The 14673-nt window shown below is 61.4% G+C and carries 11 protein-coding genes; 6 read left to right on the forward strand and 5 right to left on the reverse strand.

Features of this window, described 5'->3' with window-relative positions:
* Window positions 1-45: 45 nt before the first annotated feature.
* The 3 genes from ssnA to mocA all read right to left on the reverse strand — a co-directional run bounded on the left by ssnA (window position 46) and on the right by mocA (window position 5482).
* Window positions 46-1374: a putative aminohydrolase SsnA gene (ssnA, locus tag AB5Y71_RS11895; protein ID WP_368171655.1), complete on the reverse strand. Its 1329-nt coding sequence runs from the start codon at window positions 1372-1374 to the stop codon at window positions 46-48.
* A 30-nt stretch (window positions 1375-1404) separates the two neighbouring features.
* Window positions 1405-4515, reverse strand: a complete 3111-nt coding sequence (gene ygfK, locus AB5Y71_RS11900; protein ID WP_368171656.1) for a putative selenate reductase subunit YgfK — start codon at window positions 4513-4515, stop codon at window positions 1405-1407.
* Window positions 4516-4834: 319 nt separating this feature from the next.
* Window positions 4835-5482: a molybdenum cofactor cytidylyltransferase gene (mocA, locus tag AB5Y71_RS11905; protein ID WP_265176734.1), complete on the reverse strand. Its 648-nt coding sequence runs from the start codon at window positions 5480-5482 to the stop codon at window positions 4835-4837.
* 1 nt (window position 5483) lies between these two features.
* Here mocA and yqeC point away from each other — a divergent pair, with 1 nt between their 5' ends.
* Together yqeC and yqeB are read left to right on the forward strand one after the other, a co-directional pair.
* The gene (gene yqeC, locus AB5Y71_RS11910; RefSeq protein WP_368171657.1) at window positions 5484-6332 is read left to right on the forward strand and encodes a selenium cofactor biosynthesis protein YqeC; all 849 of its coding nucleotides are present in this window, start codon (window positions 5484-5486) and stop codon (window positions 6330-6332) included.
* Window positions 6333-6359: 27 nt separating this feature from the next.
* Entirely contained in the window at window positions 6360-7952 is a 1593-nt protein-coding gene (gene yqeB, locus AB5Y71_RS11915; protein WP_368171658.1) for a selenium-dependent molybdenum cofactor biosynthesis protein YqeB, read from the forward strand.
* 70 nt (window positions 7953-8022) lie between these two features.
* Here yqeB and AB5Y71_RS11920 read toward each other — a convergent pair whose 3' ends face one another.
* Window positions 8023-8946 (reverse strand): DMT family transporter, encoded by a 924-nt coding sequence (locus tag AB5Y71_RS11920; protein ID WP_368171659.1) that lies wholly within the window; start codon window positions 8944-8946, stop codon window positions 8023-8025.
* Between the two features lie 261 nt (window positions 8947-9207).
* Here AB5Y71_RS11920 and AB5Y71_RS11925 point away from each other — a divergent pair, with 261 nt between their 5' ends.
* From AB5Y71_RS11925 to AB5Y71_RS11940, 4 genes are all read left to right on the forward strand, one after another.
* On the forward strand, window positions 9208-10329 hold the full coding sequence (locus tag AB5Y71_RS11925) for an ABC transporter substrate-binding protein (RefSeq protein WP_368171660.1): 1122 nt from the start codon (window positions 9208-9210) through the stop codon (window positions 10327-10329).
* 99 nt (window positions 10330-10428) lie between these two features.
* Complete coding sequence (locus AB5Y71_RS11930) at window positions 10429-11481, forward strand: FecCD family ABC transporter permease (RefSeq protein ID WP_368171661.1); 1053 nt, start codon at window positions 10429-10431, stop codon at window positions 11479-11481.
* Window positions 11474-12244: an ABC transporter ATP-binding protein gene (locus AB5Y71_RS11935; RefSeq protein WP_139461505.1), complete on the forward strand. Its 771-nt coding sequence runs from the start codon at window positions 11474-11476 to the stop codon at window positions 12242-12244. Before AB5Y71_RS11930 ends, AB5Y71_RS11935 begins: the two co-directional genes overlap by 8 nt.
* 55 nt (window positions 12245-12299) lie before the next feature.
* Window positions 12300-13523, forward strand: coding sequence for an MFS transporter (locus AB5Y71_RS11940; protein WP_257696228.1), 1224 nt, complete (start codon window positions 12300-12302; stop codon window positions 13521-13523).
* A 153-nt stretch (window positions 13524-13676) separates the two neighbouring features.
* Here the strand turns inward: AB5Y71_RS11940 and arcC are convergent, their stop codons facing one another.
* Entirely contained in the window at window positions 13677-14609 is a 933-nt protein-coding gene (gene arcC / locus AB5Y71_RS11945; protein ID WP_368171662.1) for a carbamate kinase, read from the reverse strand.
* Window positions 14610-14673 lie beyond the last annotated feature (64 nt).

Raw genomic sequence — 14673 nt, forward strand, 5'->3', positions numbered from 1 at the left:
AATCCACAGGGCGGGCAATCCGGTCCAAAACTGTGGAAGGTGGCCTTAGGCCAGCTGATCCATCCGTTGCCACAGGCGGCTCGCCACCTTGCTGGCCTGCTCGTAAATGGGCGCGACATCGAACGGGAACTCGCGATCCTGATAGACCATGCGCCCCTCCACCATCACGCTGTTGACGCTGTTCGATCCCATACCAAAGGCGAGATGGCCGCCGAGGTTGCGCGGCGCCAGCGGGGTCGGTGCGTCGTAGTCGCAAATGGTGAGGTCGGCCTTGTAGCCCGGCTCCAGGCGGCCAAATTTGGCACCGAAGTTGCGCTCCAGCAGGGTGTTGCCGTTCCAGAGGAAGCGGGCAAAGCTGTCGGGCCACAGGGCGCCACCGGCATCCTTGTGCTTGAAGTAGGCGAACTTGAGTTCTTCGAGCATGTCGGAGCCGATACCATCGGTGCCAAGCGCCAGATTGCGATACTCCGGCAGGTGCATGTTGTAGCCCACATGGTTGTTCATGTTGGAGCGGGCGTTGTGCACCAGGAAGGCATCGCGGCTGTTGAGCAGCTCAATATCGGCCGGGCTCAGGTAGATACCGTGGGCGACAAGCGACTTGCTGTCGATAAGGCCAAACTCGTCCAGCCGGGCGATGGGCTCCTTGCCATAGTGGTGGTGGCCGTGGGCCATGTCGTAGCGGTCTTCCGCCACATGGATATGCAGGCCGCGACCGGTGACCTGCACCGCTTCGCGCAGCATGGCCAGCCCCTCGTCGGGGACGGTGAAGGGGGCGTGGGCACCGATATGAGCCTCCACCAGATAGGGTTCGTTCCCCTTGGCCTTGGCCGCATCGATCTGTTGGGCGAACAGGATGTTCTCCTCTACCCCGGCCTGCAGCTCGGCGAGACCGCCGTTGCGATCCGTGGTTTCGAAGCAGGTCATGCCGCGCAGGCCCACCTCCACAAACCCTTTGCGCAATACATTCAACGAGCCCTTGATGAAGTTGGGCGAGGCGTGGTGGTCGATCACCGCACTGCAACCGCTTTTGATCGCTTCCAGCGAGCAGATGAGGCCGCTGTAGTAGAGGGACTCCTCATCGAGCGCCCGATCGAGCCGCCACCAGAGGTTTTTCAGGGTGGAGATAAAATCCGGGCAAGGGGCGATATTGGCCATGATCCCCCGCGACAGGCCGGAGTAGAAGTGGTTGTGGGCACAGACGATGCCCGGCATCACCAGCTTGCCCCCCATCTCCCGATAGTTGGCCTCCGGGTAGAGGGCCCGCAGATTGGGCCCCACCGCTTTGATAAGGGTGCCTTCGATGGCGATATCCACCCCTTCCAGCACCCGGGTCGGCTCAAGCTGGACGGCGGTGACGTTCTTCAGAATAAACATGGTTTGCTCCTTCGCTTATTCGTTGTTCGTTCAGGCCTCGACGGCCCCCAGCAGGTAGTGGTGATGAGCGTGGACATGGCTGATGATGCAGCACATGTCGCCAAGGGCCGCTGGCGCATCCTTGATCCGGCTCTGGGCGTCTATGGTCAGGCGATAGGTCTCGCCATCCTGACGCACCCGCAGTTCGCCACCGTCAGCCAGATAGAAACCGGGGTTGCGGCTGTTGTCGAAGTCCTCGGGCAGGCTGAAGATGGTCACCTTGTCCTGATAGGGCTTGCCCTGCCACGGGCAGAACTGGGCGCAGTTACCGCACTCGTTGCAGTAGGCATCCAGGTGCAGGGTCTGGAACTGGTCTTTGAAGCCCGGCACCGCGATGGCGACGTTGGCCCGGTTGGGGCAGACATCCACGCACTTGCTGCAGAGGTAGTTGCACTCGAGGCAGCGGTGCGCCTCTTGCGCCACGAAGGCATCACGCTCGTTCTTGTCGACCAGAGTGACGGCGATGCTCCCCTTGCGGCGGTAGATCTCATCCTTGCCAGACGGCTGGATGGCTACGTCACTCTGCTGGCTGGCGATATGCTCGCGAGAGAGCACCAGATCCGCGGCGCGGCGGGCACCACCGATGGCACCGACGATGGAGGATGGGCCGCTCTGCACGTCACCGATGAGGAAGACGTTGCGACGGCTGGTTTCGCCAGTCTGGCCATCCACCTCGGGCCAGCCATCGCTGCCAAGAGGAATGCCCATCGCTTTGAGCACCTCGCAGTCAGGCTGCTCGCCGATGGCGGTGATCAGCGCATCCATCTGCATCACTTCGGTCTGCTCGGTGGGCACAGGACGGCGGCGGCCCTGCTCGTCAGGATCCCCCAGCGCCATCATCCGCACGGTGAGCTTGCCATCTTTGTCAAAGCGCTCCGGATTGGTGAGGAAGCAAAAACGCACCCCATCCTCCACCGCTTCCAGAACCTCCTCGCGATAGGCGGGCATCTCTTTCTCGCTGCGACGGTAGATCACGGTCACATCGCTGACACCCGGCACCTTGAGGGCGGCGCGGGCGCAGTCCATGGCGGTGTTACCGGCGCCGATCACCGCCACATGGCGGCCCAGCGGCAGCGGTTTGCCCTGATTGAAGCTGCGCAGGAAGTGGAAGGATTTGTAAATCCGCTCGTGACCCCCTTCGAGGCGCATGCCGCCATTCTTGTCGGCGCCGATGCCGACGAAGACATAGGTAAAACCCTGGGCGTGCAGCTTGTCGACGGTGAGCGCCGGATCGCAGCCGAACTCGAACTTGACCCCGTGGGCGGCGACAAAGTCGATGTCGTGCTGGATAAGCTCGGCCGGGATGCGGAACTCGGGGATGATGTGTTTGACCACGCCACCGGCATCCGCTTCGCGCTCGAACACGGTGACCGGGTGACCGGCACGGGCCAGGAAGTAACCGGCGGAGAGACCAGCCGGACCTGCACCAATGACTGCAACCGGGTGCTTGTCACCACTGCCTGCCGGTTTGTGCCAGCGGGCCTTGTACCCTTCCCAGCCGCGTTCCAGCGCCACTTTTTTCAGCTCACGGATATTGAGCGCGCTGTCGTAATCGAGACGGGTACAGTTGTACTGGCACTGGTGATCGCAGATATGGCCGGTGATGGCGGGCAAGGCGTTGCGCTGATAAATCAGCTCAAGGGCTGCCACATACTCCCCCTCGCCCATCAGGCGAATGTACTCGGGGATATCCTGATGCACGGCGCAGGCGGTGACGCAGGGTGCCACGTAGCAGTCAGTCAGCGGCAGACCGCCACCCACTTCGATCCGATCCTCGGACTTCCACTCCTTCTGGGTGTAATCCATGGTGAGGGCCTTGGCGGCAAGCGCCTCCAGCTTGGCCACATCCACCTGACTCATGCCCCAGCTGTCGGATGCATCTATCTCTTTGAGGCACTCAATCTGGCGCATGTAGCCACCCGGTTTGAGCAGGTCGGTGGCCATGGTAATGGGACGAATACCGGTCTCGAAGATCTCGGCGATGTTGAACTTGCTGGCGCCACCGGAGTAGGAGATGGGCAGCTGGCCATCGAAGGCGCGGGACAGCACGGCAGCCACGTTGATGGAGAGCGGGAACAGCGCGCGGCCGGACATGTACATCTCATCCCCCGGCAGCGCCCCTTTGCGATTGATGGTGCCCAGGGTGTTGGTCAGCTTGACCCCGAAGGTGAGCCCCTTCTCGGCCCCCAGCGCCATCAATCGGGTCAGCATGGCCTTGGCCTGATCCAGCTTGAGGTCGTGATCGAACGACGCTTCGCTCAGACCAATGTAATCAAAGCCGCAGGTATCGAGGATCTCGCGCACCCGCGGGTAGCCCAGCAGGGTCGGGTTCAGTTTGACGAAGGTGTTGAGTCCCTTATCTTCCAGCATGTAGCGGCAGATGGCCTCAATTTCATTCGGTGGGCAGCCATGCATGGTAGAGAGGGTAACGCCGTGAACCAGATTGGCCGGGATGCGATCCACCAGCTGTTGCAGGCGATCGCGGCGGGAACCCAGTCCCAGCTCGGCGATAAACTGCTCGTCGGCTACCAGCTCGCGCAGCACCTGCTGGTACTCGGCAAATTTCGGACTTTGGCTTGCATCCATCAGGCTGTGGATAAACTGCTGCATCGGTGGCTGTTTGATGCCATCGAGGTTGTAACCCACGCTCATGTTGAAAATGAAAGACTTGGCCTCCCCTTCAAGACGCGGGTCAAACACCTCCTCCAGCAGGTAGAGGGCAAACCAGGCTTTAAGATACTCGTCAAATGCCTTGGGCAGAGTGAACTCGGTGGACCACTCGGTGTTGAAGCACTCATCCTCGGCATCGATACAGGGCTTTTCCAGTTCGAGACGGTCCAGGATCTGCACCGTCTTGAGCTCGATAAAGCGCCCGCCGGTCAGCCAGGAGGTGACGATGTTCTGGGCCAACTGAGTATGGGGGCCAGCTGCCGGGCCAATGGGGGTCTCGCAGGTTTCACCGAACACCTTGATCTTGCGCTCGTCCTGCTTGCGATAAAATTGCGCGGCGGGAATACCGAAAATGCTCTGACTCTCTTTATATTCCGCGAAAATACGGGTCAGCAGGTTCTTGAACGGAACGGGTCGCATAATATCGCCCATGGCTATCTCCTTGCAGCTGTTCTGCCCATTGGCAGCATGAATAAATGGGGTATCCCGCACGGGCATTACCCCTTGGCAAGGAGAGGAGCAACTATCAGGCCACTCCATCGGCAAAACTATTTTTTAGGGTAAAAGCGTGAGACAGCTCCAATTAATGGAGAGAATTTACGATGCCACCATTATGGGTATTGCGAGTAATTATCAATCACTCTGGAATTTACTTAATGAGCAGTTCAAAAAGAACTCGCCCTATCAGATCAAGTGCGAGAAATATCACTTTGATACGCCATTTATCTCCCCGTTATCTTTTTAAACCGGGTTATTTCGTGGGCTCGCTCTCATTTTCAAGAATGCCACCCAGCAGCGCCTGATAGCGCTCCGGGGTATCCACATCAAACAGGATGGCGGGGCTGTCGACGGGTACCATACGGTGCGGATGCCCGTGCAACCAGCGCCGTACCGACGACTGCACCGGGGCCGCTGCCAACTCGCGGGCAAGGGATTTTGGCAGCAACACCGGATGGCCCGCCTCCCCCAGCCAGGTGGGAAAGAGTGTCTCACAGCCCCGTGCCTGCCAGAGCTGTTGATAGACATCGCGCGGGATACAGGGGAGATCCCCGTGGCTGATAAAGAGATAGTCAGCATCGCTGGCCGCCAGGGCGCAGCGGATGGAGCTGCCCAGCCCCTGCCGATAGTCGGGATTGTGGACGACAACAATATCCGGCCGTGAACCGTAGCGGGCTTGAAGCTCCTCGCCACGATGGCCCACCACCAGAATAACCCGCTGACAAAAAGCCAGGGCATTTTTGAGACTTGCATCAAGCATTGTCCCCTGGCAATAAGGTAGCATCATTTTCCAAGTACCCATTCGGGAAGATAAACCCGCCGCCGTTATTATACAGTCACACTGCACTTGTTCCTGGCAACGTTGTTTCCCACTCCCTTCGATATTTATTTTGGTCGTCATTATGTCGCACCCACACGCTGTTGCTGTCGCATTTCCAGATATAGATCCGCTATTAAACCCGCTCACCAAAAATATTGATAGCCATACCACCTTAATTAGCCTCTGCGGGGCCGGTGGAAAAACCAGCACACTGTTCTGGCTGGCGGAATATTTTTATAAGCAGGGTAAAAGGGTGCTAATTACCACCACCACTCGGATGTTTCTGCCTGCCCCGTCACACTATCGGGAATTGATTATCGAGACGGATCCCGTTCGTCAACTTACCCGTTGTCAGGCGCTACCGGATGAACCGACCCTGGTTGCCCTGTTCAGCCATATCGATCAGGCCAGCGGCAAGGTGGCGGGTCCTACGCCCCAGCAGATTGATCTCATCAAGGGGCAGCAGCGCTTCGATCTTATCCTGGTCGAGGCAGATGGCGCCCATCACAAGTTATTGAAAGTGCCCGCTTTGCACGAACCTTGCATTCCCAAAAGCAGTGATTGGGTGATCGCCCTGACGGGCGGCGCCATGGTGGGGGCCAAGGCCGACCCTCAGCAGATCCACCGCTGGGCAGAGCTTCAGGCCCTGTGCGGGATAGAGGCCGGTGACCCCCTCGACTGGGCCCTGTTTCACCAGCTGATCTCCCACCCCGAGGGGCTGTTCAAGGGCACCCCGGCCAGAGCGCGCCGGATCTGGTTTATCAATGGGGATTATCAAAATGAGGCGTCGTGGCTGGCTGAATTGATAAAGCTGCATAGCCGCCACCCCGAGATCCATGCCATCTGGCAGGGGGCGGTTCGCGAACCACAGCCCATTCGCCTCGCACTCGGTTACTTCGCTCAGGATGAGGCACAACCGCCTCGCCCATGATGGTTTAAGGATAAGAAGAGGTACCTTATGAATCTGTTTGCACACGCAGCCCGACTGGAACAGGAGAACATTCCCTTTGCCATGGCCCAGATCATCGAGAGCCGGGGCTCCACCCCTCGCCATCAGGCCCAGATGCTGGTGATGGCCGATGGCCAGATCCTCGGCACCATCGGCGGCGGCATGATCGAGCGGCTGGTGATCGAGGAAGCGATAGCCGCCATTGCCGAGCGCAAGCCCCGCATCTTCCACGGCCGGATGGCCCGCAACGGCGAGCATGCGGTCGGGTCGGATTGTGGCGGCGCCATGTCGGTCTATATTGATGTCTATGGCCTGCGCCCCCGGCTGGTGCTCATTGGTGCCGGTCACGTCAACCGGGCGCTAGCCCATGCCGCGGCGCCACTGGGTTTTGATATCCATGTGGGCGACTGTTTTGAAGGGAGCCTCAACCCCGATCACTTCCCCGTCGGCACCCATCTCAAACAAGCCGATACCATCAGCGCGGTGATCGAGGCGCTGGCCATCGAGCCCGCCAACTTCGTCATCATCGCCACCAACCATCAGGACAAGGAGGCGCTGGAGCGGCTCATCAACCGCCCCCTCGCCTATTTGGGGCTGCTCGCCAGCAAGCGCAAGGTACAGACCTTCACCCAGGCCCTGCGCCAGCAAGGAGTGAGCCAGGAACAACTGCAGCGGCTGCACGCCCCCATCGGCTACAACATAGGTGCCGAAACCCCCGAGGAGATCGCCATCAGCATCCTCGCCGAGCTGCTGCAGGTGAAAAACGGCAAATCGGGTGGGCTGATGCAGGACGATGTTCGCCTCAAGCGGGATCAGCTGGTGGTGATGCGCGGCTCCGGCGATATCGCCACGGGAGTGGCGTTGCGCCTGCACAATGCCGGCTTCAAGGTGGTGATGCTGGATCTCGACAAGCCCACGGTGATCCGTCGCACCGTCGCCTTCGCCCAGGGGATGTTCGACGGTGAAACCAGTGTCGAGGGTGTGCGCGCCAAGCGGGTCGAGAGCGTTGAGCAGGCATTCGAGCAGCTGGTTCGGGGCATCATTCCGCTGCTGGTTGACCCCGACTGCGCCACCCTCGCCGAGCTCAAGCCCCGCTATCTGGTGGATGCCATCCTCGCCAAGCAGAACCTCGGCACCCACAAGGAGATGGCCCCCATCACGGTGGCCCTCGGCCCGGGGTTTGAGGCGGGGCGCGACTGCGATGCGGTGATCGAGACCAACCGTGGCCACCATCTGGGGCGGGTCATCTATCAGGGCCCCGCCCAGCCCAACACCGGCATTCCCGGAGTGATCGAGGGGCACTCCGCACGCCGGGTTGTGCGCGCCCCTGCCCCCGGGGTGATGAAGAGCCTTATCAAGCTTGGCGATCTGGTGCAGGAGGGGGATGTGATCGCTCACGTGGGGGACGCCCCCATTATCGCGCCGCTCTCTGGCATGGTGCGAGGTCTGCTCAGCGATGGCATCGAAGTCCCGATCGGCTTCAAGATTGGCGATATCGACCCCAGAGGCGAGCGCGCCGATGCCACCACGGTATCGGACAAGGCACGCGCTATCGGCGGCGCCGTGCTGGAAGCCATGATGCATCTTGCCCAGCGCAGATAAGAGAGTGTTCTTAAAACCAGAAGGGCCCGCCATGATGGCGGGCCCTTTTATTTCGTTGCCAGCAATCGGCTCAGCCGTGTTTGATGCGGGTCTCTCCTGCGACCGACACCATGGAGCGTTTGCCCTTGCGACTGATCACCAACAATGCCAGCACGATAAGGGCGATACCGCTCCCCTCCACCGGCCCCGGATTTTCGCCTAGCAGCCACCAGGAGAGCAGCACGCCGGTTACCGGCACCGCCAGGGTGCTGAGGCTGGCAATACCCGCCGGCAGCTTTTTCAGCACAAACAGCCAGAGACTCCAGGCGATGGCGGTGGCGAAGATGGCGCTATAAGCCAGCGCCCCCATCACGTAGGGCTGCCAGTCGATGGGGCGCTCCGGCACCAGCGCCGCCACCAGCGCCATCACTACTGTTGCGTAGATCATCTGCCAGGTGGTGAGGGACATCAGATCCACCCCGGGATGACGGGCATACATCCGCTTGGCGATGATGGCGCTGATCCCCCAGCAGATGCCGGAGAGGATCGCCAACAGCGCACTCTTGAGGGACTCAAGATGCAACAACCAGGGCTGGATCACCAGCAGCAGGCCGCAGGCCGCCACCCCGACAGCCAGATAGTGCAGCTTGCGCATCCGCTCCCCCAGAAAGAGCGCTGCGAAGATCACCACCCAGAACGGCATGGTGTAACTCAGAATGGCCACCTTGCCCGCCCCGCCGCTGATAAGCGCCCACTGGGCCAACCCCACCATGCCGCAGGTCTGGAACAGGGCGATGGCGAGGGTATAGCGAAACGGAGTGGGTTTGAGATAACGGCGCCCGCGCAGGGCCAACACCAGCAGCAGAACCAGAGATCCGCACAGGCAGCGCAGGGCGGTGAATTCGAAAGCCCCCGCGTAGAGCATCACCTGCTTCATCACGATCCAGCTGTAACTCCAGATGGCGGTGAGCAGGACGAGTCCCCCCAGCGCCGCCATATTGATCTTTGTGCTCATTACTCTGCCTTTTTGGCGCCTGTGCGCCTGCATGCCGGGCTAACCAGCCACGAAAAGGACCATCTTACTCTTGTGGGGGCCGACAGCCCAAACGTGTACGCCCCCTGAAGAGGGGCGTTGGCGAAGAACCTTGCCAAGGTGGGCCTCGAACGACCAACACGCTATATACGTCCCTTTATGACCCTTGGTAAAATCGATTGCCATCATTAAATGCAAATGCTAATACTTCTCACCCCAAAATACGTTCAAGGTTTTCACAAGATGTTTCGTCACCCCCTAGCAAAGTTGCTGCTGCTCGGTCAGCTCGCCCTGATGAGCTGGATGGCGCAGGCAAATCCCCCGGTTGAAGTAGAAGATGTGATGGGCCGCAAGGTCTCCCTCAGACTTCCGGCCAGCCGTATCGTGCTCGGTTTCTATCCCGAGGATTATCTGGCCGTGGCCGGTGAAGGCGGCGCCGATCGGCTGGTGGGCATGTCCCGTGGCTGGTTCGTCAAGTCCCGCCCCGCCATCTGGTCGCTCTATGTGGCCAGCCTGCCGCAACTGGCCAAGGTGCCTGACCTTGGCAATGTGCAGGATCAGAGCTTCTCCATCGAGAAGACCCTGGCGGTCAAGCCCGATCTGCTGATCCTGGCGAAGTGGCAATATGAGGCCCTTGGCCCGGATCTGCCACGCTTCGAACAGGCCGGGATCCCGGTGGTGGTCATCGACTACAACGCCCAGACCCTGGAGCGCCACATGGCGAGCACCTTGCTGCTGGGCAAGGTGACAGGTCAGGAAGCTCGTGCCCAACAGATGGCCGACGAATACAAGGCCAAGATTGACATCATCACCTCCCGCATCGCCGCCGCGAAGCGCCAGCCCCCTCGGGTCTATATCGAGCTGGGCGACAAGGGACCTGCAGAATACAGCTACACCTATGGCAAGGACATGTGGGGCGCGATGGCCCTGCTGGCCGGGGGTAACAACGTCGCGGCTCCCTTCGTCGAGCGCTGGGGCCCCATCCATCCTGAGCAACTGATGGCGAGCAAACCCGAGGTCATCCTGATGGCGGGCTACGAGAGCGTGAGCAGCACAGAGGCGATGCAGGTCGGCCAGGATGTGTCGGCTGAGACCGTGCGCCAGCGTCTGCAGGGTTTTGCCGCCCGTCCGGGCTGGAGCGAGCTGCCCGCAGTGCAGCAGGGTCGCCTCTATGCGGTCTATCACGGCGCCACCCGCAGCATCATGGATGCCGCGCTCATCGAGTTCATGGCCAAGGCCCTCTACCCGGATCTGTTCCAGGATCTCGATCCCCTGGCCACCTATCAGGGCTTCTACCAGCGCTATCTGCCCATCCGTCCCCAGGGCACCTTTATGCTGGGCATCAAGCAGGGTGACGCAAACTGAATCCGGTCGTTCGGGCTTTGCCTGTCTAGGCAGAGCCCTTTTCATCCCTCTTTCACCCTTGTGGGCGCCTCTCATGGCGCCCGTTTCAGGATTGTCATCATGAATGATTTAGCTGCCCTGCAGCAGACCCTCGCCCGCCAGCGGCAACGGGAGCGCCGTCGCGGGCACTGGCTCCTGCTGCTCACCCTGGTACTGTGCATTACCCTGGTGCTCGACATCGCCACCGGCCCCTCTCTGCTGCCACTGGGCGAAGTGGTCGATGCCCTGCTCGCCCCCGCCCAGGCCGATCCCATGACCCGCACCATAGTCCATGACATGCGCCTGCCCATCGCCCTGATGGCGCTGGTGGTCGGTGCTGCGCTGGGCCTTGGCGGCGTCCAGATGCAGACCCTGCTGGACAATCCGCTGGCCAGCCCCTACACCCTGGGGCTCGCTGCCGCAGCGGGGCTCGGTGCCGCACTGGCGCTCTATACCGGCGGTCTTGGGCTCCCTCCTCTGATTGCCATTCCGGCTGGCGCCTTCATCCTCTGCATGTTTGCCGCGAGCCTTTTATTTGGCTTGGCCATGATGCGCCATGTCAGCAGCCAGACCCTGATCCTGGCGGGCATCGCCCTGCTGTTCCTGTTCCAGTCCCTGCTCTCCCTGCTGCAGTTTCTCTCCTCCCCCGAGCTCAACCAGCAGATCCTGTTCTGGCTGTTTGGCAGCCTGATGCGCACCACCTGGGACTCCCTGATCATCACCACCGCCGTTACCCTGATCTGCACCCTGCTCATCTACCGGGATGCCTGGGCCCTCACCAGCCTGCGCCTCGGGGAGGCCCGCGCCCGCAGCCTCGGGGTCAACGTGGACAGACTGCGCATGAAGACTCTGGTACTGGTCGCCCTGCTCACCGCCACAGCCACCAGTTTCGTCGGTGTCATCGGCTTCGTTGGCCTGGTGGCGCCCCATATCGCTCGCATGCTGGTGGGGGAAGATCAGCGCTTTCTTATCCCGCTCTCGGCCCTGTGCGGCGCCTGCATGCTCTCGGCGGCCTCGGTGCTCTCCAAGTCCATTATTCCGGGGGCCCTCTTTCCTATCGGCATCGTCACCGCTCTGATTGGCGTGCCCTTCTTCATCTGGTTGATCCTCGGCAGGGGGCGTAAACGTGCTTGAAATATCCCGACTCACCCTCTCCCTCGGCCAGCAGACCCTGCTGCGAGAGCTCAACCTCACCCTGCATCCGGGTCAGGTCCACGTGATCATCGGTCCGAACGGGACCGGCAAGACCTCCTTGATGCGCACCCTGTTTGGTGAACTGACCCCGGATGGCGGCGATATCCGCCTGGGAGGCCAGAGTGCCCGCCAGATGACGCAGGCCAAGTGGCGCCAGCAGTTTGGCTACATGCCCCAGAACATCCAGCTGGAGCTGGACTTGAGCGTCATCGAAGTGGTGGTACTCGGTCGCCTCGACAGCCTCTCCATGCGTCTGGCGGACGAGGACATCTTGGCGGCGGGTCGCGCCCTGCAGGCGCTCGGCATCGCCCATCTGGCTGATCGCCCCCTCTACTCCTTAAGCGGCGGCCAGCGACAGATGGTACTGTTCGCCCAGGTTCTGCTGCGCGATCCCCGCATCATGATGCTGGACGAGCCGGTCAGCGCCCTGGATCTGCACCACCAGATGCAACTGATGGAGCACCTGTGTCAGCAGACCCGCGAGCAGCAGTGGATCACCCTGGTGGTGCTGCACGATCTCAACCTCGCAGCCCAGTTTGCCGATCAGCTGATCGTGCTGGCAGGGGGCGATCTACAGGCCTTCGGCCCCCCCGCCCGGGTGCTCGACGCGGCCCTCATCGAGCGCCTTTACCACGTACCGGTGGAGATAAGCCACGATCAGAGCGGCATCCCCTTCCTCAGAACCGTGCGAAAGGCGTCATGACAGAGCGCAGCACAACCCCGGTGGCCCCCTCCCGACACGCTAGCGGGTGGCGAAGATGAACAGCGCCTCCTACTGGCGGGACTGGCAGGGCATGAGCCCGGCTGCCCGCCTGCTTATCACCAACGGGCTGGCCTTCAACCTCGGCTTCTACATGATGATGCCCTTCCTCGCCCAGCACATGGGTAGCGGGCTGGGTCTCGCCGGTTGGGCCTGTGGCCTGGTCATGGGGATGCGGGTCTTCAGCCAGCAGGGGCTCTTTCTCTTGGGGGGCACCCTTGGGGATCGCATCGGCTATCACCCCGCCATCGTCTGGGGCTGCCTGGTGCGCTCCATAGGCTTCGTGTTGCTCGGCTGGGCCGAGTCCCTGCCCATCCTGCTGCTGGCCGCCGCCCTCACCGGCTTTGCGGGGGCCCTGTTCACCCCTTGCGCCCAGGCGTATCTTGCCAGCGAATGCCACAACCCGAGCCAGCGTCAGCGCGCCTTTGCCCTGCACAATCTCGCCAGCGAGGCGGGCATGCTGCTCGGGCCCCTGGTTGGACTGACACTGACCCAGCAGAGCTATACCCTGACCGGCTTGTTGGCGGCGAGTCTGTTCGCCCTGCTCGGCGTGCTGCAATACCGGGTGCTGCCCAAACGCCCGGTGAGCCACCAGAGTCCGCGTGGCGCCATTTTGCGCCAATGGAGAGAGATAGTGCGCCAGCGCCCATTTATCGTGTTTACCCTGCTGGCGGGCAGCTACCAGATCCTGTTCCACCAGCTCTATCTCGCCCTGCCCGCCCATATCCAGAGTCTGCCGGATGCCACCCACCTGCTCGGCGGCGTCTTTACCCTCTCGGCGGTGATCGGCGTCCTGCTCCAGCTACCAGCCTCCCGTCTGGTAGAGAGGCGCCTGGGAGTGCCGCTCGCCATGGGGTTGGGTATCGGGATGATGGGCTTGAGCTACCTGGCTCTACCGCTGCTGGCACCTTGGCCGACGGCAGGCGTGTTGACGCAGGTAGCCCTGCTTTCCTTGGGCTCCATTCTCTGCTTCCCGCTCTTTGCCGCCCAACTACCCCGATACGCCCCTCCCGAGCAGCTCGGCAGCTACTACGGCTTCTATGCCAGCGCTGGCGGCTGCATGGCGCTCTTTGGCAACCTGCTCATCGGTTTTATGTTGGGGGATGCGGGCAGCCGCCCCGCCACAGTCATCTGGCTGCTGCTGGCGATGATTGGTTTGCTCGCCGGTATCGGCCTCTACAGGTTTCTGCCATCCACAAAAACCGGCTGCCACTCCAACTAGCCCCATTGCCACTCCCACAAAGCGGTTCATCTGGCCTGCAGAACACGATCGACAGTGATGATCCGTCACAGCCATCCCAATAAAACTGAGTGTGGAGCCAAGGCTCCACACTCTATCAGGGGGCCGGATGCCCCTGCGGGTCAATACGCATGATTACAGGCTGATCACGGTACCGGTCTTGCCAGCGATCCCCTCGGCGGCCTTCTCCAGCAAGGTGACCAGGGATTTTCGCCCCGGCAGAGATGTGGCAAACGAGAGCGCCGCCTCCACCTTGGGCAACATGGATCCTTTGGCAAACTGCCCTTGGGCGATAAAGCTGTTGGCATCGGCCACGCTCAGCTGATCGAGCCACTGCACATCGGGCTTGCCGAAGTTGATGGCCACTTTCTCTACCGCGGTAAGGATGATCAGCATGTCGGCGTCGATAAGCTCCGCCAGCTTGGCACTGGCCCAATCCTTGTCGATCACCGCGCTGGCTCCGCGCAGGTGATTGCCCTCCCGCAGCACAGGGATGCCGCCGCCACCGACGGTGATCACCACCTGACCGGCGGCCAGCATGGCAGAGACAGTCTCTTTCTCGATGATGTCGACGGGTTTGGGGGATGCGACCACCCGGCGATAGCCACGACCGGCATCCTCTTTGAGCCGCTCGCCCTTGGCCATCAATGCTTCGGCCTCCTCCTTGCTGAAGAAACCGCCGATGGGTTTGCTCGGGTCGAGGAAGGCGGGATCGTTTTTATCCACCTCAACCTGGGTCACCAGAGTGGCGACCGGCTTGTGGATGCCGCGTTCCAGCAGGGCTTCGCGCAGGGCATTTTGCAGGTCATAGCCGATATAACCCTGACTCAGGGCCACGCAAACCGACATGGGCAGATGGGGCGCCTTGAGGTCATGGCGGGCCGCCACCTCGAACGCCTGCTGGATCATCCCCACCTGCGGGCCGTTGCCGTGGGTCACCACCACCTCATGCCCCTGGGCGATCAGGTCGGCAATGGTGCCCGCAGTGCTCTGCACCGCCTTCATCTGCTCGGGCAGGTTGTTGCCCAGCGCATTGCCACCAAGGGCCAGTACGATTCTCTGTTTCATCTTGTTATCTCCAGTGATGGGACAAGCCGGCGCAATACCGGCCCACCTTTCGTTGTTCACATAA

The sequence above is a fragment of the Aeromonas sp. R9-2 genome, assembly GCF_040908025.1.
GTDB lineage: Bacteria > Pseudomonadota > Gammaproteobacteria > Enterobacterales > Aeromonadaceae > Aeromonas > Aeromonas veronii.

Excerpts from the sequence above, each read along its gene's own strand:
- arcC (WP_368171662.1), bottom strand. The coding sequence starts at position 14,609 with ATGAAACAGAGAATCGTACTGGCCCTTGGTGGCAATGCGCTGGGCAAC.
- AB5Y71_RS11920 (WP_368171659.1), bottom strand. The coding sequence starts at position 8,946 with ATGAGCACAAAGATCAATATGGCGGCGCTGGGGGGACTCGTCCTGCTC.
- yqeB (WP_368171658.1), top strand. The coding sequence starts at position 6,360 with ATGAATCTGTTTGCACACGCAGCCCGACTGGAACAGGAGAACATTCCC.
- ssnA (WP_368171655.1), bottom strand. The coding sequence starts at position 1,374 with ATGTTTATTCTGAAGAACGTCACCGCCGTCCAGCTTGAGCCGACCCGG.
- mocA (WP_265176734.1), bottom strand. The coding sequence starts at position 5,482 with ATGACGACCAAAATAAATATCGAAGGGAGTGGGAAACAACGTTGCCAG.
- AB5Y71_RS11925 (WP_368171660.1), top strand. The coding sequence starts at position 9,208 with ATGTTTCGTCACCCCCTAGCAAAGTTGCTGCTGCTCGGTCAGCTCGCC.
- yqeC (WP_368171657.1), top strand. The coding sequence starts at position 5,484 with ATGTCGCACCCACACGCTGTTGCTGTCGCATTTCCAGATATAGATCCG.
- AB5Y71_RS11940 (WP_257696228.1), top strand. The coding sequence starts at position 12,300 with ATGAACAGCGCCTCCTACTGGCGGGACTGGCAGGGCATGAGCCCGGCT.
- AB5Y71_RS11930 (WP_368171661.1), top strand. The coding sequence starts at position 10,429 with ATGAATGATTTAGCTGCCCTGCAGCAGACCCTCGCCCGCCAGCGGCAA.
- ygfK (WP_368171656.1), bottom strand. The coding sequence starts at position 4,515 with ATGGGCGATATTATGCGACCCGTTCCGTTCAAGAACCTGCTGACCCGT.